Source organism: Zestomonas ipomoeae, from assembly GCF_057128665.1.
In genome coordinates this window covers 44,563-66,052 of sequence record NZ_JBSKHQ010000022.1, presented here as the reverse complement: position 1 = coordinate 66,052, position 21,490 = coordinate 44,563, and the positions used below count along the sequence as shown (strand labels likewise).

Here is a 21,490-nt window from a genome sequence, read left to right as displayed (position 1 = left end):
TTTTTCATTACCCCACACTCTTCGCCCGGACCATCTCCGGCGCCCATCCAGGCAATTTGGCGCACATCGCAGCGAACAACGCACAGCACGCAACCAGAACGCTGTGCTGGCGCGTCGTCCTTGGCTAAACTGCCCGCTTGTTCATGAATAGAGCGTCTAAAGGCATGTTCCGCCTGTTGTTCTGGATCGCCGTGATCGCCGCCGCCGTTTGGCTCTGGCGTCGCTTCAACCGCCCCGCACAGCCCACTGCCAAACAGGACGGTGCCACGCCCATGGTGCGTTGCGCCCACTGTGGCGTACACGTGCCTCGCGACCATGCGCTGCCGGAAGGTCGGCTGTGGTACTGCAGCCAAGCCCATCTTGAGCAAGGCTCACGACCCAGTGATCACTGAAAGCCTGACACTGAGCGGTACTGCCGGCCGACGCATCCTGAGGCTCTATCACCTCTATCGCTTGAGTATCGGCCTGCTCCTGATACTGCTGATTTCCAGCGATCTGGACGATGAACTGCTCAATCTGGCCAACGAGCAGATGTTCCGCTACGGCAGCTGGGCATACCTGATCGCCAACATCCTGATCGCCGTGCTGGTACAACGTCCCAAGCATGTACTGCAGATTTTCAGTCTGGCGCTGCTGGACGTGACCTTGCTGTCCGGCCTGTTCTATGCAGCAGGGGGTACGCCCAGCGGCATAGGCAACCTGTTGATCGTCGCGGTCGCCATCGCCAACATCCTGCTGCGCGGACGTATCGGCCTATTGATTGCCGCCGCAGCCGCCATCGGCCTGATCTATCTGACCTTCTACCTCAGTCTCAACCATCCCGCAGCCTCCGGACAGTACCTGCAGGCTGGCGCCTTCGGCGCCCTCTGCTTCGCGGCAGCCTTGTTTGTCCAAGGCTTGAGCCGACGCCTGCAGCTCAGCGAAACCCTTGCCGAGCAACGAGCCGCCGATGTAGCCAGCCTGGAGGCGTTGAACGCCCAAATCCTGCAACGCATGCGGACCGGCATCCTGGTCCTGAATGCCCAGCATCGGGTGCTGCTTACCAACCAAGGGGCTCTCACGCTGCTCGGCTGTACCGAACTGACCGGCAAGATCCTCGACCCGCACTGTCCAGAGCTGGTCAAGCGCCTGCAACAATGGCTGCACAACCCCACCCTGCGCCCGCAAAGCCTGCAAAGCACGTCGGCCGGCCCGGTGTTGCAGCCGAGCTTCGTTTCGCTACAGCGCGGCGATGAACTGCACACCTTGATCTTCCTTGACGATATCTCGCAGATTGCACAGCAGGCACAGCAGCTGAAGCTCGCCTCGCTGGGCCGCCTGACCGCCGGCATCGCCCATGAAATCCGCAATCCGCTAGGCGCCATCAGCCATGCCGCCCAGTTGCTGCAGGAATCGGACAACCTGGAGGGGCCAGATCTGCGCCTGGCGCAGATCATCCAGGACCATTCGCGACGGATGAACCTAGTCATCGAGAACGTGCTACAGCTCTCCCGCCGGCGCCAGGCCGAGCCGCAGTTGCTGGACCTGAAATACTGGCTGCACCGCTTCGCCAGCGACTTCCGCAGCTCCATCGGCCCGGGCCAGACACTGCACCTGCAAACCGACGGCAGTAGCATCCAAACCCGCATGGACCCACACCAACTAACCCAAGTGTTGACCAATCTGGTACAGAATGGCCTTCGCTACAGCGCCCAGCGCCACCAGCAGGGCCAGGTCTGGCTCAGGCTGTTTCGCGACAAGAGCAGCGACCTACCAGTCCTGGAAGTTCTGGATGACGGAGCCGGGGTCCCTCCCGAGCAGGTACAGCACATCTTCGAACCCTTCTACACCACAGAAAACAAGGGCACCGGGCTAGGCTTGTATATCTCTAGGGAATTGTGCGAGAGCAACCAGGCCCGCCTCGACTACCAACCTCGCGAAGAAGGCGGGAGCTGCTTCCGCATTACCTTCGCCCACCCGCGCAAACTGAGCTGAACATGAGCCGCCAAAGAGCCCTGATCGTCGACGACGAACCCGATATCCGCGAACTTCTGGAGATCACTCTCGGCCGCATGAAGCTCGACACCCGCAGCGCCCGCAATCTCAAGGAAGCCCGCGAGTGGCTGGCCCGCGAGCCGTTCGACCTGTGCCTGACCGACATGCGCCTGCCCGACGGCACCGGCCTGGACCTGGTGCAACACATCCAGCTACGCCACCCGCAGGTACCAGTGGCCATGATCACCGCCTATGGCAGCCTGGACACGGCGGTCAACTCGTTGAAGGCCGGCGCCTTCGATTTCCTGACCAAACCCGTCGACCTTGGACGCCTGCGCGAACTGGTCGCCACCGCGCTACGCCTGCGGGCACCCGACAGCGAAGAAGCGCCGGTGGACAATCGGTTGCTCGGCAACTCCCCGCCCATGCGTACGCTGCGCAACCAGATAGCCAAACTGGCACGCAGCCAGGCGCCGGTCTACATCAGCGGCGAGTCCGGTAGCGGCAAGGAACTGGTTGCCCGCCTGATCCATGAAATGGGCCCTCGCGCCGAACAGCCATTCGTGCCGGTCAACTGCGGCGCCATTCCGTCCGAACTGATGGAAAGCGAATTCTTCGGACACAAGAAAGGGAGTTTTACCGGAGCGATAGAGGACAAGCAGGGCCTGTTCCAGGCCGCCAATGGCGGCACCCTGTTCCTTGACGAAGTGGCCGACCTGCCATTGCCGATGCAAGTCAAACTCCTGCGAGCCATCCAGGAAAAAGCCGTGCGCGCAGTCGGCGGCCAGCAGGAAAACATCGTCGATGTGCGCATCCTTTGCGCTACCCACAAGGACCTGGCGGCGGAAGTCGCCGCCGAACGGTTCCGCCAGGATCTCTACTACCGGCTGAACGTGATCGAACTGCGCGTTCCTCCGCTGCGCGAACGCCGCGAAGATATCGCCCAACTTGCCGACACGATGCTCAAGCGCCTGGCCGAAGGCAGCGGCCTGCCCCCCGCCACGCTCACCGACGAAGCCCTGGAAAAGCTCAAGAACTACCGCTTTCCAGGAAACGTACGGGAACTGGAAAACATGCTCGAGCGGGCCTACACCCTCTGCGAGGACGACCAGATCCAAGCCCGCGACCTACGTCTCACAGACACCTCCAGCGCCTCCGAAACAGGGGAAACAAGCCTGGCCCAGATCGCCAACCTCGAAGACTATCTGGAAGAGATTGAGCGGAAACTGATCATGCAGGCCCTGGAAGAAACCCGCTGGAACCGCACGGCAGCCGCGCAACGACTAGGCTTGACCTTCCGCTCGATGCGCTATCGGTTGAAGAAACTGGGGATAGACTGACACCGTCCTAAACAGTACTGAGACGCCCTACTGGTGCATATGGGGACGGGCTGACGATGGGTTCACGCCCAAGCAATAGATCGGCTAACAACCGGCATGACGCTGGCCCCAGCACCAAGCCGTTGCGGTAGTGCCCGCAATTAAGCCAAAGTCCACCAAGGCCCGGAACCGGCCCAATGAACGGGACGCCCTCCGGTGAACCAGGTCTCAGCCCCGCCCAATGCCCCACAGGCTCGGTATGCGCCAACGCTGGCAACATCTCGACAGCAGAGGACTTAAGACTATTCAGAGCGGCTGGCGACGGAGTCTTGTCGAACCCCTCATACTCAAGAGTACTGCCTATCAGAACATGACCGTCGCGCCGAGGAATCGCATAGCGCCCTCGGGCCAACACAATACTCGGTAAAAAATTTTCTGCGCACTTATAGAGAATCATTTGCCCTTTCACCGGCTCCACCGGAATCAGCAATCCCAGATGAGTCAAAAGACCAGCGCTCCAGGCGCCAGCCGCCAGCACCACATGAGGAGCAAAGAGATCCCCACCCGAGGTGCGTACGCCTTTAGCACGTCCGCGCTCGATCAATATTTCGTGAACAGTCACATGCTCTCGTAAGATGACATTCTCCCGGGCGACCAAGTCAGTCTTGAGCGCACGGAGAAGCCGTGGGTTACGAACATTAGCGATTTCCGACATATGAATTGCGTGAGAAAAACTCGGGCCAAGCGCGGGGATGGCAGACCTGACAGCTTCCATACCCACGGAACACATTGACCTCCCCTCCCGACTCGCCCACTCAAGCGCCTCTTTCTCATCATCAAGATCAAGCCAATACAAGCCACTTACTGAAACTTGCGCATCAATGCCCGCCCTTCGGAGCAGTCGCTCGGCCAAGAGGGGATAGAAACCTTGTGACCAATGGGCCAATGCGGTGACGGGCGTCGGGTAACGCCAGGGATATAACGGCGAAACGATCCCTCCTCCCGCCCAAGAGGCTTCCTTCCCGGCCTCCTGCCGATCCAAGACCATTACCCGAACTCCGTCGTCCGCCAACTCAAGAGCGGTCAGAAGACCAATCACCCCTCCCCCAACAATCAACACATCGGTTGCCGCCCCACGCATTCGATCTATCAACGCTTGCTCACCTCTGTGCAGAATGGTTTCCTATAGACGCCCATGGAGGGTTCATATATCAAAAGGATTTGATCATGACGGCACACTCGCAGAATGGCGTCACCCTATTTGAGCTGATCGTAACTCTCGCCTTAATCAGCCTGCTGTCCAGCATCGCGCTTCCAAGCCTCGCCGAACTTTTCATCGAAAATCAACTTACAGCAAGACGGGAAGCGCTGATTAGCTCCCTGCAAAATGCCCGCGCCTATGCAATCCTACAAAAAAGCGATGTGGAGGTGTGCGCCTCCGCCGATGGCATGACTTGTCAGTCCGATTGGAACAAGGGGTGGCTGACACGAATCATCAAGGACAGCCGTGTAATAGACCATCAAGCTTTCACTGACATACCGGCAAGCTTGAAATGGCATGGCTTCACACGAAGCATCCGCTACTTCCCTAACGGCACGAGTTCGATCAGCAACGGACGCTTTCTGCAATGCCACCAGAAAGCCCTCCGCTGGCTTGGTGTCCTGAACCGGCAAGGCCGGCTGGGACCGGGCAATCCCAACCAGGTCAAAGAAGCCGCCGCCCGATGCAGGGCGCAATAGCGAACCCGGTCACACTGCCGACGCCAGTCATCCGCCTCCTGAAACCGACCGTCAAAGCGACAACGACACATGCCGTACCGTTGTGCAAGATTGCAGCATCCGGAAAATAGGAGCTGTAAATGTACGTTCTCCATCGCAGCCGAGGGTTTACGCTAGTCGAGCTGATGATCGTAGTGACCCTGCTTGGAATCTTCGCAACCATCGCGGTGCCCAGCTTTCGAGACTTGATCGAGCGAAATCGCATACAAAGTGCGAGCGAGGAGCTTTACAACGCCTTCCTCTATGCCCGTAGCGAAGCACTGACAAGGAAAAAGTCCGTGACTCTAGAAACCAATAGTGGCAACGACTGGGGCAAGGGGTTCAGTATCAAAGAAGGGGCTACAACCCTCCAAGAACATCAAGGCTTCCCGCACCAGGGCATGACTGCCAACAGCACCCAGAATACATTTACATTCTTTCCAAATGGCACACTATCTCCCGCGGCACCCATGGAAATAGCAGTGTGTTTCGACGGCAATGCAGCCAAAGGCCGTCTAATGAAAGTCAATGCCAGTGGACGCATTACTTTACAGGCCGCGAACGAGCCCCCCGCTAGCTGTGGTTAAGGATTGAATAATGAAGAGCAAAAAAGGCTTCAGCATGATCGAAGTTCTGGTTGCACTGGTACTTATCAGCATTGGCGTGCTCGGATTGGTAACCATGCAAAGTCGTAGCATCCAATACACTCAGGACTCTGTGCAGCGCAATGCCGCAGCAATGCTCGGCAATGACTTGCTGGAGATTATGAGGTCCGACACTGATGAGTTGCTGGATGCGAAGGCGCGATTGGTAACCAACTCGAATTTCTATAAAGCCAAAGGCCAGGACTTCCCAGTCGCGCCAGCTAGCTGCACCCCTTTGCCGAAAGACTCCAAGAACAAACTTGCCTGCTGGGCTCAGCGCGCGGCAAAACTTCTTCCTGGTGCTACAGAGCTTCTCAATAGCCAGTTCTATGTTTGTCGGAGCCCCGAACCCGGCACCTGCGACAATAACAAGGGATCTGCAATCGAAATCCAGATTGCTTGGCGAGTACCTGACGGGGCCTGTTTTAACGAAAACGACCCAACACTTTGCACCTATAGTATCCGCTCTGAGCTATGAGGCCTAACATGATGCGACTTATCCATGCCGAGAAAGGACTCTCCTTGGTGGAGTTGATGGTAGCCTTGGCCATCAGCAGTTTTCTCATACTGGGGATTACCCAAATCTATATCGACAATAAGCGCAACTACCTATTCCAACAGGGACAGGCAAGCAACCAAGAAAATAGTCGGTTCACTTTACTCCTGCTGGAGCAACAGCTGACAAAGACTGGCTACCGTCGCATGCCGGACAACCTTTTTGAAAATGCGTTCAAGGCGGATGCTCCCGCAGACTGCGAAACCTTCGCAGCCGGCGAGTCGATCACCTTAGCAAAGGCGAAGAAAGCCGGCGAGTATGGAATATGTATACGCTACCAACCGGCCAGGAAAGGCGAGCATGATTGCCTTGGCAACGAAATCGCCGGCATTCCGGATGAACCTTTCGCAGCGGCAAATCCAGTTGTTACCAGATTGACTTTTGTACCTGGGGACCAGGGCGAACCTGGGATGCTACTCTGCAATGGCGCCGAACTCATCAGCGGATTGGCGGACCTCAGGTTCGAATTCGGTATTGGCCCCAATAAAGCGGATCGCAGTGTAGATAGTTTTGTAACGGCAGATGCATTAGCTGGCCGCCCCATTCGCGCCTTACGGTACTCCGCCCTAGCAGCAACAGAAGCCAAATATTTGCGAGACGGCGATGACAGTTTGGCGCGTAAGGAATGGATGACTATATATCCGGATAGTAAAAGCGCACTGGAAGCGAACGAAAATGGTCGCCTCTACCAGCTAGCCCAAGGAAACCAGACCCTTAGGAATCTGATGCCATGACTTACCGACCACCATCCCAACAAAAGGGCGCCACCCTGATCATCGCGCTGGTTATTTTGTTAGTAGTAACTTTGCTAGCAATATCCAATATGCGCGAAGTTACCCTTGAAAGTCGTATTACAGGAAACGTAGTTGAGCAGAGTCGCCTATTGAATGTGGCGGAAGCCGGTTTGAGGGAGGGCGAACGCCGCTTCTTCAATACCATCACTCCTCCGGAGCCGGGCACGGGTTGCGCCGATAGCAATGCTATTCGCCCCTGCGTATTGCATCTTGACACCATAGGCGTTTCGCGCGCCGCGATACATGACGACCCCAATAAGGCACTAACAGGTAAAACCGAAACCGGCGCCAATCGACTTTGGATGCGTTATCGCGGTACCGATCCTGACAACATCACCAAGATCGACACTGATCGAACGGCGGTCTGGCATACCTTCCCCGTCCCTGCTGGAGAGCAGAACAACGAAGCTGAAAATCCTGAATACGGCAACATGATGCGGGGGATTGGCACCTTCTATTACGAAACTAATAGCAAGGCCGAGAACAAGGCCGGCAATCAAACCATTCTCCAGGCGGCCCACGCGCGCCTCTACACCAATTGATTGGAGCACGTATGAATACCAGAATCGCAAGCGCCGGAAAGAGCTTGCTGGCAGCAAGTTGCGCCTGGACCATACTCACAATGGCCCAGCAGGCTCAAGCAGCTTCTACTCTAAGCGTGAGCCAGCAACCGCTCTTCTTGACCCAAGGTGTTGCCCCGAACCTACTGTTTACTTTGGACGACTCGGGCAGTATGGCTTGGGCCTATGTACCGGATGGCATCTCAGGAGATAGTGGTCGTCGTGCAGCGCGCTCCAATGATTACAACGCAATGTATTACGACCCCAACTACACCTATGAAGTGCCAAAGAAGGTTTCTCTATCCAATGGCGAAGTAGCAATCACGAATTACGCGGAACCACCGTTTACCGCTGCCTGGATAGATGGCTACGACACTTCGAAAGGCACGACAAACCTGTCCACCAGTTATAGGGCCCAATGGGGGAACAATGCATGGCTAAATTGCCTTGACAACTGCACCGGAAGCTATAGCCGTGCGTATTATTATACTTACAAGCCGAGCGGAACCTGCCCAACCAAACCGAACACAACGAACAGTTGCTACACCCACAACTTTGTTCAAGGTTCCGCACAAGAGCGAAACTTTGCAATCTGGTACTCTTTTTATCGAAATCGTATTCTAGCTACAAAAACCGCAGCAAACCTGGCATTTTATCGACTACCAGAAAGCGTACGGTTGACCTGGGGCGCCCTAAACTCTTGCAGCATTGGTGGTAACATTAGTGGTTGCCAGTACAACGCGCTGAAGCAATTCAATAAGCAACATCGCGTGAATTTTTTTCAATGGCTCGCCGACAGTCCAGCAAACGGCGGAACGCCGCTACACTCTGCCCTGAACCGGGCAGGACAATTTTTACAAAACAACTCTACCGCGTACGCAAGTGACGACGGGAAAACGTATTCTTGCCGCGCTAGCTATCACATCATGATGACCGACGGCATCTGGAACGGTCGCAGCGTAACTCCGGGAAATGTGGATAACCAAGGCCGAACCCTGCCGGATGGCAAGGCTTATACGCCTATTGCCCCCTATAAAGATGATAATGATAGCTCCCTAGCCGACCTAGCGTTTCTATATTGGGCAACCGACCTTCGACCTGGGATCGATAACAAGCTAAAGGCATATACCGCTTTCAAGAGCGGCAATGACAGTAAAGATTACACTGACCCACGAAACAATCCCGCCACTTGGCAGCACATGGTCAACTACATGGTGGGCGTGGGCCTGTCCAACTCCCTGACATTGTCGACCGCACCGACATGGCAAGGCAGCACATTCGCAAATTATGAAGAACTAATGACAGGAACAAAGACTTGGCCCGGTATTGGAAATGATACGATTCCTGGCAACGTGTACGATCTCTGGCACGCAGCCATCAACTCGCGAGGAGAGTTCTTTAGCGCTGACGCACCCGACACGCTGGTAAATGCGTTCGCCAAGATTTTGACTCGAATAGCAGAACGCAAAACCTCTGCTGCGAAACCTGCCATGTCATCAGCCTTAACCAACGATGGCACAGGCGACAAATTTGTTCGTTATGGCTACCAGTCCAGTTTCGCTAGCGATAAGAACTGGGCCGGCGACCTTGTCCGTAACAAAGTAGAAACCACGGCGAATGGATCAGTTAAAACCCAGGAATGGAGCGCAGCTGACAAGCTGGATGCCAAAGCCAGTAGCGGCCGCAATATCTACGTCTCCAGCCAGGAAGCGACCAGCAGCACCAAGCTAAAGCCATTTACCTGGGCAAACGTTCAGAACGATCCGCTTGGACAGTTACTCAATAGAAATCCGGATAAAAACAACCAAGCCGATAGCAATGGAGCGAAGCGTCTCGAGTTTATCCGAGGTGATCGTAGTCTTGAGGACAAGGATTTCCGCAAGAGGCATTCTGTATTGGGCGATATTGTTCACTCATCTCCCGCAGTAGTCGGCCCAGCACAATATCTAGCCTATCTGGCCGACCCCATCGAACCAGGCGGCGACTATGCAGCCTTCAAGAGCGCAATGCAGAGTCGCACGCCCCGAGTATACGTGGGCGCAAACGACGGAATGCTACATGGTTTCAATACAGCTACCGGCGAAGAGGAGTTCGCCTTTATTCCCACAGCCGTTTATGAAAAGCTCAATCGGCTTACCGGTGTAGGCTATCAGGGAGGCGCACACCAGTACTTTGTCGATGCAACCCCAGTGACAGCCGACGTCTACTTTGACGGGCAATGGCGAACCGTGCTGGTTGGCACCCTAGGCGCAGGCGGACGTGGCCTCTTTGCGCTCGACGTAACCAACCCCAGCCAGGTCAAGTTGCTCTGGGAATATGATGCAACCACCGACCCTGACCTTGGCTATACCTTCGCAAAACCCACTATTGCTCGCCTGCATAGCGGCGAATGGGCTGCGGTGCTCGGCAATGGCTACGGAAGTGATAATGACAAGGCGGCACTCTTGATGATCAATATCAAGACAGGCCAACTTATTAGCAAGCTCGAAGTCAAGGGAATCGAAGGAATAGCGAATGGCCTGTCCACGCCGAAATTAGCGGACAATAACAGCGATGGAATAGCAGATTATGCCTATGCGGGCGATCTCCAAGGGAGCGTTTGGCGCTTTGACCTGATTGGCAGTGTTCGAAACGACAACCCAGCCGCGAACCCCCAAGTGGATCCGCTTAAGCCAGGGAAAGTTTCGGCAAACCAATTCAAGGTATCGTTCAGTGGAGCGCCGCTGTTCCGCGCCACAGCGGCGAACGGAACCCGCCAACCGATAACAGCCCCGCCATCCTTGGTTCGCCACCCTACTCGTACCGGTTACGTAGTCGTCGTTGGGTCCGGCAAATACTTCGAAGATGATGACGCACAAGCGGACACCACTCGAGCGATGACGCTTTATGGTATTTGGGATCGCCAGACCCGCGGTGAAAGCGCCAACAGCACACCAAGCATTCAGCGCAGCCAACTGCTTGAACAAACCATGACATTGGAAACCAGCTCGAGCTTTGGCAAAGTTGCGCGCAACATAAGGTTGATCAGTCAAAATACGCCAAAGTGGTATAAAGACGGCAGTAGCGGCACTTCAACGGGTGACGTCAATCACTTTGGTTGGAGGCTTGATCTTGCCGTAAGTGGTGCCAAGAAAGGCGAGATGGTCTTGGAGGACATGTTTGCTGCTGGGCAGGTCCTCCTCTTCCAGACCCTTACCCCTAACGACGATCCATGCGCTGATGGTTCCACGTCTTGGACATATGGTATCGACCCCCATACAGGGGGCCGAACAAGCTTCACAGTCTTCAACTTGTCTCGAAGCACTACTACCCTTGATGGCACTTCGGACTATAACGGTCAAGTTGTTTCCGGCTTCCAACAGGATGGCCTAGGTGGCCTGACAATTACTCAGAATGAAAGTCGGCAGCCTGAAGCATGCACCTCCGATGAGTGCATTGAATTCAACCCCGGCCCGAACAGCACAGGACGCCAGACCTGGCGCACAATAGAGGACTACTGACATGCTTGTAATTCGCACTGCAGTCGCTTTTTTTCTGGCTATAATAGGCCCTCTCGCACTAGCTGCCGACTTCGAAGAAGTCGGCACAGTTCAGGAAATTCGAGTCGAGAAAAATATTGTGGTCATTGACGACAAGCTTTATGCATTACCCAATCAGGTCCTATTTGCAGATGCACCCGCATTGTTTCAATTGAAAGTCGGACAGCTGGTTTCTTTCTCAGGCTCGACTAGCTCTCCAATGCCAGTCATTGAGTCCTTATATATAGTCCAGAGCAATCCGGAAGTAGCGGAATGACAATGAAAGCCAACGAAAAAGGTTTTACCTTAATCGAAATGATGATAGTGGTGGCCATGATAGCCATACTTGCCGCGGTGGCGTTTCCTAGCTATGACGAGTATGTCAAACGTGGCAACCGAACAGAGGGACAGGCTCTGCTAAGCGAGGCAGCGGCAGCCCAAGAGCGGTATTTCTCTCAGAACAACGTATATATAACAAACCAAGCCGATATAGCCAAATTAAATCTAAGGGGGACGACCGGCGCAACGGTTAGCTCGGAGACGGGGAAATATACATTAATAGTAAGCAAGGCAAATGATGATGGTGGTTATACCTTGACGGCAAACCAGCAATTTCACGACACAGCTTGCGGAAACCTTGGCTTGACGGCTATCGGTAAAAAAAGCCGCAGTGGTAGCAAAAAAACCTTAAGCGACTGCTGGCGCTGAAGGTGTAGGTAGTTTTAAACAAGCGGTAATCCAACACCGGGCTCCGCTGGAGCCCGTCGAAACCGATGCAGATATCCGGCATCGGTTTTTTCTTGATCTTGCCCAGCAATCTTTGAAGCCACCGGGCTTCTTCAGAGCATTCTGACTCGTAACTCTTTCGGGACAGAGAACGTAATACCCTCCTCTGTACCTGGCAACTCCTCAACACCTCCCCCCCCCCAACTGCGCAATCGAGCCACCACCTCTTGCACCAAGACCTCTGGAGCCGACGCGCCTGCAGTAATTCCTATTTGATCAACCCCATCGAACCACTCCTTGTTCATGTCCGCCGCCCCATCGATCAGATACGCCGGCGTACCCATGCGCTCTGCCAATTCCCGGAGACGATTGGAGTTGGAGCTATTCGGACTTCCCACGACCAGCAACACATCGCACTCCGCCGCCAGCTGCTTGACCGCATCCTGGCGATTCTGCGTGGCGTAGCAGATGTCGTCCTTGCGTGGACCGCCGATGTTGGGGAAGCGGCGGCGCAGGGCGTCGATGACCCGGCTGGTGTCGTCCATCGACAGCGTCGTCTGGGTGACGAATGCCAGCGATTCGGGATCGCGAACCTGCAGGCGCTCGACGTCGGCTTCGTCTTCCACCAGGTAGATTTCACCGCCGTTGCTGCGGTCGTACTGGCCCATGGTGCCTTCCACTTCGGGATGACCAGCGTGGCCGATCAGGATGCATTCGCGACCGTCGCGGCTGTAACGGGCAACCTCGATATGCACTTTGGTGACCAGCGGGCAGGTGGCGTCGAATACCTTCAGGCCGCGCTGCTCCGCTTCCTTGCGTACCGCCTGGGAGACGCCATGGGCGCTGAAAATGACGATGACATCATCGGGCACCTGGTCGAGTTCTTCGACGAAAACTGCGCCACGGGAGCGCAGGTCTTCGACGACGAATTTGTTGTGCACCACTTCGTGGCGGACATAGATCGGCGGGCCGAAGACTTCCAGGGCGCGATTGACGATTTCGATGGCGCGATCGACGCCAGCGCAGAAGCCACGGGGATTGGCGAGTTTGATTTGCATGCTTGCTCTCGGATCGTCGCGCGAAGATTGAAACGAGTATGCGCCCTCCCCCACTCCGGTGGAGGGCATGTCCGCTAGGCGGGCTTGACCTCGATGACTTCCACTTCGAAGGAGAGGCTCTTGCCGGCCAGCGGATGGTTGAAGTCGACGGTCACCTGTCTGTCGTCGAACGCTTTGACCACTCCGGGAAGCTCGGCATTCGCAGCATCCTGGAAGATCACCATCAGCCCCTCTCCGAGCTCCATGCCATCGAACTGGCTACGCGGCATGACTTGTACGTTCTGCGGATTGGGCTGGCCAAAGCCCTGCTCCGGCTCGATCTGCAGCACGCGCTTGTCGCCGGCCTTGAAGCCGTACAGTGCCTGCTCGAAGCCGGGCAACAGGTTGCCGTCTCCGACCTTGAAGGTCGCCGGGCGCTTGTCGAAGGTGCTGTCCACCACTTCGCCAGAAGCGAGCTTGAGGGCAAAGTGCAGGGTGACTTCCTTATCCGGACCAATGCGTTGCTCAGTCATGGGCGGGCTCTCCGGACTTATGACTCTTGAACATGTCTAGCGCCAGCATGATGGCGCCGACCGTGATGGCACTGTCAGCCAGGTTGAAGGCCGGGAAATACCAGCGGTTCTGCCAGTGCACCAGGATGAAATCGACGACGTGGCCATAGACTACGCGGTCATAGAGATTGCCCAGCGCACCGCCGAGCACCAGCGCCAGGGCAATGGCCAGCCAGGTTTCGTCGCGCTTGAGACGCTTCAACCAGACCACCAGCACGCTGCTGACGCCTACGGCGATGGCGGCGAACAACCAGCGCTGCCAACCGGACTCGCCGGCCAGAAAGCTGAACGCGGCACCCCGGTTATACACGTGAGTCCAGTCGAAATAACCGTCGAGCACTGTGACGCGCTGACCATAGTCGAGCAACTGCAGTACCAACTGCTTGCTGCCCTGGTCGAGAACGAATACCAGCACAGCCAGCCACAACCACACCAGGCGCCCGAAACGCGCATCAGACATGCTTGCGCACCTCGCCTGGGCCTTCGATGTTGCTCACGCAGCGCTCGCACAGCTCGGGATGGGCAGCGTTGGCACCGACATCGGCACGGAAGTGCCAGCAGCGGCCGCACTTGGCATGGGCGGACTTGACGATCTTCAGCTTGAGCCCGGACAGCTCGCTGCTGACCGCATCCGCCGGCGCATCGGCCAGCGGCGCGGTAGCGGCGGCGGAAGTGATCAGCGCAAAGCGCAGCTCGTCGCCCAGTTGGGCCAGGGCCGCCTGCAGCGACTCGTCGCCATACAGGGTGACTTCCGCCTGCAGGCTGCCGCCGATGGCCTTGGCCGCCCGCAGATTCTCCAACTCCTTGTTGACGGCAGCCTTCACCGCCATGATCCGGTCCCAGTACTCGCGATCCAGCTCGAAGCCTTGCGGCAGGCGCTCCAGACCTGCGTACCAGGTATTCAGCATGACCGACTCGTTGCGCTCGCCCGGCAGGAACTGCCAGATTTCGTCGGCGGTGAAAGACAGGATCGGCGCGATCCAGCGCACCAGCGCCTCGGCAATGTGGTAGAGCGCGCTCTGGCAGGAGCGACGCGCCACGCTGTCGGCGGCGGTGGTGTACTGACGGTCCTTGATGATATCGAGATAAAAGCCACCCAGCTCCTGCACACAGAAGTTGTGCACTTTGGAGTAGACGTTCCAGAAACGATACTCGCTGTATGCTTCGATGATCTCCGCCTGCAGGCGCGCCGTGGCATCGACCGCCCAGCGGTCGAGGTCGAGCATCTGGTCGGCCGGCAGCAGATCCTTGGCGGGATCGAAGCCGTTGAGGTTGGAAAGCAGGAAGCGCGTGGTGTTGCGGATACGCCGGTAGGCGTCGGCGCTGCGTTGAAGGATCTGGTCGGATACCGCCATCTCGCCGGAGTAGTCGGTGGACGCGACCCACAGGCGCAGGATATCGGCGCCCAGGCTGTCGATGACCTTCTGCGGTGCGACGACGTTGCCCAGGGACTTGGATTGCTTGCGGCCCTGCTCATCGACGGTGAAGCCGTGGGTCAGCAGTTCCTTGTACGGTGCGTGCCCGTCGATGGCACAGCCGGTCAGCAGCGATGAATGGAACCAGCCACGATGCTGGTCGGAGCCTTCCAGGTAGAGGTCGGCGCGCGGGCCTCCGTGATGACCGAGGTCGTGCGAGCCGCGCAATACGTGCCAGTGCGTGGTTCCGGAATCGAACCACACGTCCAGGGTGTCCCGGCTCTTGTCGTACTGGCCCGCATCGTCACCCAGCAGCTCGGCGGCGTCGAGCTTGAACCAGGCCTCGATGCCTTCCTTCTCGACACGCTGGGCGACCTGCTCCATCAGCTCGACGGTGCGCGGGTGCAGTTCACCGCTCTCCTTGTGCGTGAAGAAGGGAATCGGCACGCCCCAGTTGCGCTGGCGCGAGATGCACCAGTCCGGGCGGTCGGCGATCATGCTGTGCAGGCGGGCCTGGCCCCAGGCGGGGACGAACCGGGTCTGCTCGATGGCGGCCAGCGAGCGCTGACGCAAGGTGGCACCGTGGTTCGGTTGCTTGTCCATGCCCACGAACCACTGCGCCGTGGCACGGTAGATCAACGGGGACTTGTGCCGCCAGCAATGCATATAGCTATGCTGGATCGCCTCATGCTTGAGCAGCGCGCCGACTTCCTTGAGCTTGGCGACGATGTTCGGGTTGGCCTTCCAGATGAACTGGCCACCGAAGAACGGCAGCGAGTCGACATACACGCCGTTGCTCTGCACCGGATTGAAGATATCGTCATTGCTCATGCCGTACTGCTTGCAGGTACGGAAGTCGTCTTCTCCATAGGCCGGCGCGGAGTGCACGACACCGGTGCCGGCCCCCAGCTCGACATAGTCGGCCAGGTAGACCGGCGAAAAGCGTTCGTACAGCGGATGGCGGAAACGGATCAGCTCCAGCGCGCTGCCTGCCGCAGTGGCGAGCACCTCGCCTTGCAGGCCGTAACGCTGCAGGCAGCCCTCGACCAGCTCCTCGGCCAGCAGCAGCAGGCGCTCGCCAACGTCGACCAGCGCGTAGCTGAACTCGGGGTTCACGTTCAGCGCCTGGTTGGCCGGGATGGTCCAAGGCGTGGTGGTCCAGATGACGATGCTGGCCGGCTTGCCCAGGCTGGCTAGGCCAAAGGCCGCGGCAAGCTTGTCCGCGTCCTCTACCGGGAAGGCCACATCGATGGCATCCGACTCTTTATCCTGGTATTCGACCTCGGCCTCGGCCAGTGCCGAACCGCAGTCGAAACAGAAGTTGACCGGCTTCAGGCCCTTGAACACGAAGCCATTCTTGACCATTTCCGCCAGGGCGCGGATTTCACCGGCCTCGTTGGCGAAGTTCATGGTCAGGTAGGGGTTGTCCCACTCGCCCAGCACGCCCAGGCGAATGAAACCAGCTTTCTGTTCCTCGACCTGCTCGGCAGCGTAGGCTCGGCAGCGCTCGCGCGTCAGGTCGGCCGGCTGGTTCTTGCCGAAGGTGGTTTCGACCTTGTGCTCGATCGGCAGGCCGTGGCAGTCCCAGCCCGGCACGTAGGGCGCATCGAAACCGGCCAGGGTCTTGGAACGGGTGATGATGTCCTTGAGGATCTTGTTCAGCGCATGACCGATGTGGATGCTGCCGTTGGCATAGGGCGGGCCATCGTGCAACACGAACTTCGGGCGGCCCTCGCCGATCTGCCGCAGCTTCTGATACAGGCCAATACTGTTCCAACGCGCCAGGGTCTCCGGCTCGCGCTGGGGCAGACCGGCCTTCATCGGAAACGCCGTATCCGGCAGATTGAGGGTCGCTTTGTAATCGGTCATGTCGTTCGGCTCTTTGTTAAAGCGGTTGGCCCAGCCAGTAGGCACGGGCGGCGGCGACATCCGCGTGGATTGCCGCCTTGAGCGCCTCCAGGGAGGCGAAACGCTGCTCGTCGCGCAGCTTGTGGTGGAATGCCACCGTCAGGCGCTGGCCATACAGATCGCCAGCATATTCCAGCAGATGCACCTCCAGATGCGGGCTACCGTCCCCCTCCACCGTCGGCCTCTGGCCAATGTTGGCCACGCCATGCAGGCGGTGCTGCCCGTGCAGCGCACTGACCAGAAACACCCCGTGCAGCGGCGCCTTGCGGCGCTTGAGCTGCACGTTGGCGGTCGGCGTGCCGAACTGGCGGGCCAGCTTCTGCCCATGCAGCACTCGCCCAGCCAGGGCGTAGGGTCGCCCCAGCAACCGCTCGGCCAGCTCCAACTCGCCGGCTTGCAGGGCCTCGCGCACCCGGGTGCTGCTGATCCGTGCGCCATCCAGCTCGACGGTCAACGCCGCCTCCACGGAAAAGCCGTGCTGCTCACCGGCTTGCATCAGAAAGTCGAAGTCCCCGGTACGGCCAGCGCCAAATCGAAAGTCGTCGCCCACTTCCAGATGCCGGACACGCAAGCCCTCGACCAGCACCTGGCGCACGAACTCGGCGGCGGACAGCTCGCGCAGGCGGCGGTTGAAGGCCAGGCACAATACGCGGTCGACGTTTTCGGCGGCCAGCAACTCGAGTTTCTCGCGCAGACGGGTCAGCCGTGCCGGAGCCGTGTCCGGCGCGAAGAACTCCCGCGGCTGAGGCTCGAAGATCACCACGCAACTGGGTACGCACAGCTCGATGGCGCGCTCGCGCAGGCGCGCCAAGATCGCCTGGTGACCGCGATGCACCCCATCGAAATTACCGATGGTGGCAACGCAGCCCTGGCTCAGCGGACGCAGATTGTGAAGACCTCGGACCAGCTGCATAGCCTGCTACTTGCTTACAAAGTGGCCGATTATACGCACAGGCGGCTATCGGTGACAGGCAGCACGTCCGCCTTCAGCCCACCGCACGCCGGGCAAAATCCCGCGGGCGGAAGCCGAGCGCCAACAACGCACCGAAATAGGCCAGCAGCCCGGCCAGCACCAGCGCCCCCAGGCGCAGCAAACGCAGCGGCATGTCGCCCTGCCCCCAGTCAGGCATGAAGTGCAGCACCGCCAGCAGCGCCGCAACCATCGCCGCCACAGCCACCGACAGCTTGCCCAGGAACAGCGCCCAGCCCGATTGGGGCTGGTACATGCGCCGGCTGCGCAGCTGCCAGTACAGCAAGCCCGCATTCAAGCAGGCCGCCAGGCTGATGGCGAGGGCCAGGCCGGCGTGCTTCAGGTCCAGGCCGAAGACGAACAGCGCGTTCATCGCCTGGGTCGCCAACAGGCTGACCACGGCAATGCGCACCGGCGTTTTGATGTTCTGCTGGGCATAAAAGCCCGGCGCGAGGATCTTCACCAGGATCAACGCCAGCAGTCCAACGGAATAGGCGACCAGCGCCTGCTGGGTCATGGCCGCGTCATGGGCGCTGAACCTGCCGTACTGGAACAGCGCGACGATCAGCGGCTCGGCGATGATCGCCAACGCCAGCGTGCAGGGCAGCGCCAGCAAGAAACACAGGCGCAAGCCCCAGTCGAGAAGCTTGGAATACTCCTCGCGATCGGCGCTGGCATAGGTCTTGGCCAAAGCCGGCAACAAGATGGTCCCCAGCGCCACACCGAGCACCCCGGCAGGCAATTCCATCAGGCGATCGGCGTAATACATCCAGGACACCGAGCCCGCCACCAGGAAGGAAGCGAAGATGGTGTTGATGATCAGCGAGATTTGGCTCACCGACACCCCGAATATCGCCGGCCCCATCTGCTTGAGCACCCGCCACACACCGGTGTCGCGCAAGCTCAGGCGCGGCAGCACCAGCATGCCGATCCGCCGCAACGACGGCAGCTGCCAGAGGAATTGCGCCAGCCCTCCCACCAGCACTGCCCAGCCCAGGGCCATGATCGGCGGATCGAAGTAGGGCGTGAGCCACAACGAGAACACGATCATGCTGACATTCAGCAGCGTCGGCACGAAGGCCGGCACGGAGAAACGGTTCCAGGTGTTGAGCACCGCTCCTGCCAGGGACGACAGCGAGATCAGCAAGATGTAAGGAAAGGTCACCCGCAGCAGGTCGGTGGTCAGGGCGAAGCGCTCGGGCTCGTCGGCGAAGCCCGGGGCGCTGATCCAGACGATCCAGGGTGCTGCCAGAATGCCCAGCAGGGTTACCAGCGCCAACACCAGGGTCAACAGGCCTGCGACATAGGCGAGAAAGGTGCGGGTCGCCTCTTCCCCCTGCTGGGTCTTGTACTCCGCCAGGATCGGGACGAACGCCTGGGAGAAGGCGCCTTCGGCGAAGATGCGGCGCAGCAGGTTGGGCAGCTTGAAGGCGACGACGAAGGCATCGGAGGCCACGCCGGCACCAAAGGTGCGCGCGATGATGGTGTCGCGAACGAAGCCCAGCACGCGCGAGAGCATGGTCAGGGAGCTGACGGCGGCCAGGGATTTGAGCAGGTTCATGAAGTTCGGCGGTCCGCAATGCCGGCACAGGCGCCCGGCGGATGAAGGCGACGAGTGTAACCAGCCGCCGCTGGTCAGGCCAGTGCGGCAAAACACTTCCAGACTTGACAGATGCGCCAGGCATCGAAATAATTCGCGGCCTTATTTGTATCCCCCCAGTTTTCGAGGAGTTCGACGGTGGCCAACAGCCCTTCCGCCAAAAAACGCGCAAAACAGGCTGAGAAGCGTCGCAGCCACAACGCCAGCCTGCGCTCCATGGTTCGCACCTACATCAAGAACGTGGTCAAGGCCATCGACGCCAAGGACCTGGAAAAAGCCCAGACAGCCTACACCCTGGCAGTTCCGGTCATCGATCGCATGGCCGACAAAGGCATCATTCACAAGAACAAAGCCGCTCGTCACAAGAGCCGCCTGAACGGCCACATCAAGGCCCTCGGCGCTGCCGCTGCCTAAGCGACGGACGTTCTGAAAAAACCGACCCACTGGGTCGGTTTTTTATTGCCCGCGAGAACCACGAAAGCCGGCACTACCGGCGCTCGCCACTCCACGGCAGGATCGGAATGGCGGTTACCGCATTCTGCGGACTGCCCTCGATCACGCGATCGCTATACACCAGATAGACCAGCGCATTGCGCTTCTTGTCGAAGAAGCGCACCACCTGCATGGTCTTGAAGACCAGCGAAGTGCGCTCCTTGAATACTTCCTCGCCATCCTCGAGCTCACCCTTGAAGCGAATCGCCCCCACCTGGCGGCAAGCAATGGAGGCCTCGGCGCGATCCTCGGCCAAGCCCAGACCACCCTTGATACCGCCGGTCTTGGCCCGCGACAGGTAACAGGTCACCCCCTCCACCTTCGGATCGTCGAACGCCTCGACCACGATCTTGTGGTTTGGCCCGATCAGTTTGAAAACCGTGGAAACCTCGCCTATCTCCTCCGCCGACACCCAGGAGGAAACCAGTAGCAATGCCAATCCCAGCTTCCGCATGTTCGCTCCTCAGACCAGAATCAGATTGTCGCGATGCACCAGCTCCGGCTCATCGACATAGCCGAGCAGCCGCTCGATGGCATCGGACGGCTGCCCAATGATCTTCTGCGCTTCGAGCGCACTGTAGTTGGCCAGGCCACGCGCGATTTCGCGCCCCTCGGCATCCAGGCACAACACCATTTCACCGCGCCGGAAGTTGCCCTGCACCGCCTTGACCCCGACCGGCAACAGACTCTTGCGGTCGGTGACCAATGCCTTCACCGCACCCGCGTCCAGCTGCAAGCTGCCGCGCGTCTGCAGATGACCAGCCAGCCATTGCTTGCGCGCCGCCAGCAGACCGCGCTCGGGCGCCAGTAGCGTACCCAGACGCTCTCCCGCCTTGAGCCGATCCAGCACCCGCTCGATCTGCCCACCGACGATGACCGTGTGAGCACCGGAGCGCGCCGCCAGGCGCGCAGCCCGCAACTTGGTCTGCATGCCGCCGCGCCCCAGCGCGCCCCCCGTGCCACCGGCCACCGCGTCGAGACTCGGATCGTCTGCCCGCGCCTCGTGGATCAACCGGGCATCGGGATTGGTGCGCGGATCAGCATCGAACATGCCGTCGCGATCGGTGAGGATCACCAGCAGATCAGCCTCCACCAGGTTGGCGACCAGCGCCGCCAGGGTGTCGTTGTCGCCGAAGCGGATCTCGTCGGTGACCACGGTGTCGTTCTCGTTGATCACCGGGATGGCACCGAACTCGAGCAGGGTCCGCAATGTGCTGCGCGCATTCAGGTAGCGCTTGCGATCGGACAGATCGTCATGGGTAAGCAGAATCTGCGCCGTGTGCCGGCCATGCTCGGCGAAACTGGACTCCCAGGCCTGCACCAGCCCCATCTGGCCGATTGAGGCGGCCGCCTGCAGCTCATGAATGGCCTTGGGCCGCACCTTCCAACCCAGCCGACTCATGCCCGCCGCCACCGCGCCGGACGATACCAGCACCAGCTCGACGCCCGCCTCGCGCAGCGCCACCATCTGCCGCACCCAGACCGCCATGGCAGCACGATCCAGACCACGACCATCGGCGGTCAGCAGGGCGCTACCGATCTTCACCACCCAGCGCCGCGCGCCGGTCACCTTGTCCCGCATGATCACCAACCTTAGCCAGAGAGCGGCGCAGACAATGGGCGCGCCCTGTGCGAGTAAGCCGTCAA

Annotated in this window: 22 protein-coding genes; 12 read left to right on the top strand and 10 right to left on the bottom strand. The window is 59.0% G+C overall.

The features are described from left to right. The first annotated feature begins 164 nt into the window (after positions 1 to 164). The 3 genes from ACWKV7_RS20385 to ACWKV7_RS20375 are packed head-to-tail and all read left to right on the top strand — an operon-like array spanning position 165 to position 3,314. The gene (locus ACWKV7_RS20385; protein WP_483859528.1) at positions 165 to 392 is read left to right on the top strand and encodes a PP0621 family protein; all 228 of its coding nucleotides are present in this window, start codon (positions 165 to 167) and stop codon (positions 390 to 392) included. After that, positions 382 to 1,974, top strand: a complete 1,593-nt coding sequence (locus ACWKV7_RS20380; protein WP_483859527.1) for a sensor histidine kinase — start codon at positions 382 to 384, stop codon at positions 1,972 to 1,974. The genes ACWKV7_RS20385 and ACWKV7_RS20380 overlap by 11 nt, the downstream gene beginning before the upstream one ends. Positions 1,975 to 1,976: 2 nt before the next feature. Next, complete coding sequence (locus tag ACWKV7_RS20375; protein ID WP_483859526.1) at positions 1,977 to 3,314, top strand: sigma-54-dependent transcriptional regulator; 1,338 nt, start codon at positions 1,977 to 1,979, stop codon at positions 3,312 to 3,314. A 7-nt stretch (positions 3,315 to 3,321) separates the two neighbouring features. On the opposite strand, the gene thiO is transcribed toward ACWKV7_RS20375, so the two are convergent. Continuing rightward, entirely contained in the window at positions 3,322 to 4,434 is a 1,113-nt protein-coding gene (gene thiO / locus ACWKV7_RS20370) for a glycine oxidase ThiO (protein WP_483859525.1), read from the bottom strand. A gap of 86 nt (positions 4,435 to 4,520) precedes the next feature. Here thiO and ACWKV7_RS20365 point away from each other — a divergent pair, with 86 nt between their 5' ends. The 8 genes from ACWKV7_RS20365 to ACWKV7_RS20330 all read left to right on the top strand — a co-directional run bounded on the left by ACWKV7_RS20365 (position 4,521) and on the right by ACWKV7_RS20330 (position 11,831). Then, positions 4,521 to 5,033: a GspH/FimT family pseudopilin gene (locus tag ACWKV7_RS20365; protein ID WP_483859524.1), complete on the top strand. Its 513-nt coding sequence runs from the start codon at positions 4,521 to 4,523 to the stop codon at positions 5,031 to 5,033. 119 nt (positions 5,034 to 5,152) lie between these two features. Then, entirely contained in the window at positions 5,153 to 5,638 is a 486-nt protein-coding gene (locus tag ACWKV7_RS20360; protein ID WP_483859523.1) for a GspH/FimT family pseudopilin, read from the top strand. A gap of 10 nt (positions 5,639 to 5,648) precedes the next feature. Beyond that, entirely contained in the window at positions 5,649 to 6,173 is a 525-nt protein-coding gene (gene pilV / locus ACWKV7_RS20355; protein WP_483859522.1) for a type IV pilus modification protein PilV, read from the top strand. Between the two features lie 8 nt (positions 6,174 to 6,181). Beyond that, complete coding sequence (locus ACWKV7_RS20350) at positions 6,182 to 6,985, top strand: PilW family protein (protein WP_483859521.1); 804 nt, start codon at positions 6,182 to 6,184, stop codon at positions 6,983 to 6,985. Beyond that, positions 6,982 to 7,587 (top strand): pilus assembly PilX family protein, encoded by a 606-nt coding sequence (locus ACWKV7_RS20345; RefSeq protein WP_483859520.1) that lies wholly within the window; start codon positions 6,982 to 6,984, stop codon positions 7,585 to 7,587. Before ACWKV7_RS20350 ends, ACWKV7_RS20345 begins: the two co-directional genes overlap by 4 nt. Positions 7,588 to 7,598: 11 nt before the next feature. Continuing rightward, positions 7,599 to 11,105: a pilus assembly protein gene (locus tag ACWKV7_RS20340; protein ID WP_483859519.1), complete on the top strand. Its 3,507-nt coding sequence runs from the start codon at positions 7,599 to 7,601 to the stop codon at positions 11,103 to 11,105. 1 nt (position 11,106) lies between these two features. After that, positions 11,107 to 11,400: a PilY2 family type 4a fimbrial biogenesis protein gene (locus ACWKV7_RS20335; protein WP_483859518.1), complete on the top strand. Its 294-nt coding sequence runs from the start codon at positions 11,107 to 11,109 to the stop codon at positions 11,398 to 11,400. A 2-nt stretch (positions 11,401 to 11,402) separates the two neighbouring features. Continuing rightward, positions 11,403 to 11,831 carry a type IV pilin protein gene (locus ACWKV7_RS20330; protein ID WP_483859517.1) on the top strand — a complete coding sequence of 143 codons (429 nt, stop codon included), beginning with the start codon at positions 11,403 to 11,405 and terminating at the stop codon, positions 11,829 to 11,831. 131 nt (positions 11,832 to 11,962) lie between these two features. Here ACWKV7_RS20330 and ispH read toward each other — a convergent pair whose 3' ends face one another. From ispH to ACWKV7_RS20295, 7 genes are all read right to left on the bottom strand, one after another. After that, on the bottom strand, positions 11,963 to 12,907 hold the full coding sequence (gene ispH, locus ACWKV7_RS20325; RefSeq protein WP_483859516.1) for a 4-hydroxy-3-methylbut-2-enyl diphosphate reductase: 945 nt from the start codon (positions 12,905 to 12,907) through the stop codon (positions 11,963 to 11,965). Positions 12,908 to 12,981: 74 nt separating this feature from the next. Continuing rightward, positions 12,982 to 13,419 (bottom strand): FKBP-type peptidyl-prolyl cis-trans isomerase, encoded by a 438-nt coding sequence (locus tag ACWKV7_RS20320; protein WP_483859515.1) that lies wholly within the window; start codon positions 13,417 to 13,419, stop codon positions 12,982 to 12,984. Continuing rightward, positions 13,412 to 13,918, bottom strand: a complete 507-nt coding sequence (lspA, locus tag ACWKV7_RS20315; RefSeq protein WP_483859514.1) for a signal peptidase II — start codon at positions 13,916 to 13,918, stop codon at positions 13,412 to 13,414. Before lspA ends, ACWKV7_RS20320 begins: the two co-directional genes overlap by 8 nt. After that, entirely contained in the window at positions 13,911 to 16,742 is a 2,832-nt protein-coding gene (gene ileS / locus ACWKV7_RS20310) for an isoleucine--tRNA ligase (protein ID WP_483859513.1), read from the bottom strand. Before ileS ends, lspA begins: the two co-directional genes overlap by 8 nt. Positions 16,743 to 16,758: 16 nt before the next feature. Next, entirely contained in the window at positions 16,759 to 17,694 is a 936-nt protein-coding gene (gene ribF, locus ACWKV7_RS20305; protein ID WP_483859512.1) for a bifunctional riboflavin kinase/FAD synthetase, read from the bottom strand. Between the two features lie 73 nt (positions 17,695 to 17,767). Further along, the gene (gene murJ / locus ACWKV7_RS20300; RefSeq protein WP_483859511.1) at positions 17,768 to 19,312 is read right to left on the bottom strand and encodes a murein biosynthesis integral membrane protein MurJ; all 1,545 of its coding nucleotides are present in this window, start codon (positions 19,310 to 19,312) and stop codon (positions 17,768 to 17,770) included. A 74-nt stretch (positions 19,313 to 19,386) separates the two neighbouring features. Then, positions 19,387 to 19,569, bottom strand: a complete 183-nt coding sequence (locus ACWKV7_RS20295) for a hypothetical protein (protein ID WP_483859549.1) — start codon at positions 19,567 to 19,569, stop codon at positions 19,387 to 19,389. Here ACWKV7_RS20295 and rpsT point away from each other — a divergent pair. Continuing rightward, a complete protein-coding gene (rpsT, locus tag ACWKV7_RS20290) occupies positions 19,490 to 19,765 on the top strand; it encodes a 30S ribosomal protein S20 (RefSeq protein ID WP_483859510.1) in 276 nt (91 codons plus the stop codon). The two genes, ACWKV7_RS20295 and rpsT, sit on opposite strands and share 80 nt — an antisense overlap. A gap of 73 nt (positions 19,766 to 19,838) precedes the next feature. Here rpsT and ACWKV7_RS20285 read toward each other — a convergent pair whose 3' ends face one another. Beyond that, on the bottom strand, positions 19,839 to 20,297 hold the full coding sequence (locus tag ACWKV7_RS20285; protein WP_483859509.1) for a CreA family protein: 459 nt from the start codon (positions 20,295 to 20,297) through the stop codon (positions 19,839 to 19,841). 9 nt (positions 20,298 to 20,306) lie between these two features. Next, positions 20,307 to 21,425, bottom strand: a complete 1,119-nt coding sequence (proB, locus tag ACWKV7_RS20280; RefSeq protein WP_483859508.1) for a glutamate 5-kinase — start codon at positions 21,423 to 21,425, stop codon at positions 20,307 to 20,309. Positions 21,426 to 21,490: the final 65 nt, after the last annotated feature.

Coding starts and splice junctions, on each gene's coding strand:
- ACWKV7_RS20385 (WP_483859528.1), top strand. CDS start 165: ATGTTCCGCCTGTTGTTCTGGATCGCCGTGATCGCCGCCGCCGTTTGG.
- ACWKV7_RS20375 (WP_483859526.1), top strand. CDS start 1,977: ATGAGCCGCCAAAGAGCCCTGATCGTCGACGACGAACCCGATATCCGC.
- thiO (WP_483859525.1), bottom strand. CDS start 4,434: ATGCGTGGGGCGGCAACCGATGTGTTGATTGTTGGGGGAGGGGTGATT.
- ACWKV7_RS20365 (WP_483859524.1), top strand. CDS start 4,521: ATGACGGCACACTCGCAGAATGGCGTCACCCTATTTGAGCTGATCGTA.
- ACWKV7_RS20360 (WP_483859523.1), top strand. CDS start 5,153: ATGTACGTTCTCCATCGCAGCCGAGGGTTTACGCTAGTCGAGCTGATG.
- pilV (WP_483859522.1), top strand. CDS start 5,649: ATGAAGAGCAAAAAAGGCTTCAGCATGATCGAAGTTCTGGTTGCACTG.
- ACWKV7_RS20350 (WP_483859521.1), top strand. CDS start 6,182: ATGATGCGACTTATCCATGCCGAGAAAGGACTCTCCTTGGTGGAGTTG.
- ACWKV7_RS20345 (WP_483859520.1), top strand. CDS start 6,982: ATGACTTACCGACCACCATCCCAACAAAAGGGCGCCACCCTGATCATC.
- ACWKV7_RS20340 (WP_483859519.1), top strand. CDS start 7,599: ATGAATACCAGAATCGCAAGCGCCGGAAAGAGCTTGCTGGCAGCAAGT.
- ACWKV7_RS20335 (WP_483859518.1), top strand. CDS start 11,107: ATGCTTGTAATTCGCACTGCAGTCGCTTTTTTTCTGGCTATAATAGGC.
- ACWKV7_RS20330 (WP_483859517.1), top strand. CDS start 11,403: ATGAAAGCCAACGAAAAAGGTTTTACCTTAATCGAAATGATGATAGTG.
- ispH (WP_483859516.1), bottom strand. CDS start 12,907: ATGCAAATCAAACTCGCCAATCCCCGTGGCTTCTGCGCTGGCGTCGAT.
- ACWKV7_RS20320 (WP_483859515.1), bottom strand. CDS start 13,419: ATGACTGAGCAACGCATTGGTCCGGATAAGGAAGTCACCCTGCACTTT.
- lspA (WP_483859514.1), bottom strand. CDS start 13,918: ATGTCTGATGCGCGTTTCGGGCGCCTGGTGTGGTTGTGGCTGGCTGTG.
- ileS (WP_483859513.1), bottom strand. CDS start 16,742: ATGACCGATTACAAAGCGACCCTCAATCTGCCGGATACGGCGTTTCCG.
- ribF (WP_483859512.1), bottom strand. CDS start 17,694: ATGCAGCTGGTCCGAGGTCTTCACAATCTGCGTCCGCTGAGCCAGGGC.
- murJ (WP_483859511.1), bottom strand. CDS start 19,312: ATGAACCTGCTCAAATCCCTGGCCGCCGTCAGCTCCCTGACCATGCTC.
- ACWKV7_RS20295 (WP_483859549.1), bottom strand. CDS start 19,569: ATGGAGCGCAGGCTGGCGTTGTGGCTGCGACGCTTCTCAGCCTGTTTT.
- ACWKV7_RS20285 (WP_483859509.1), bottom strand. CDS start 20,297: ATGCGGAAGCTGGGATTGGCATTGCTACTGGTTTCCTCCTGGGTGTCG.
- proB (WP_483859508.1), bottom strand. CDS start 21,425: ATGCGGGACAAGGTGACCGGCGCGCGGCGCTGGGTGGTGAAGATCGGT.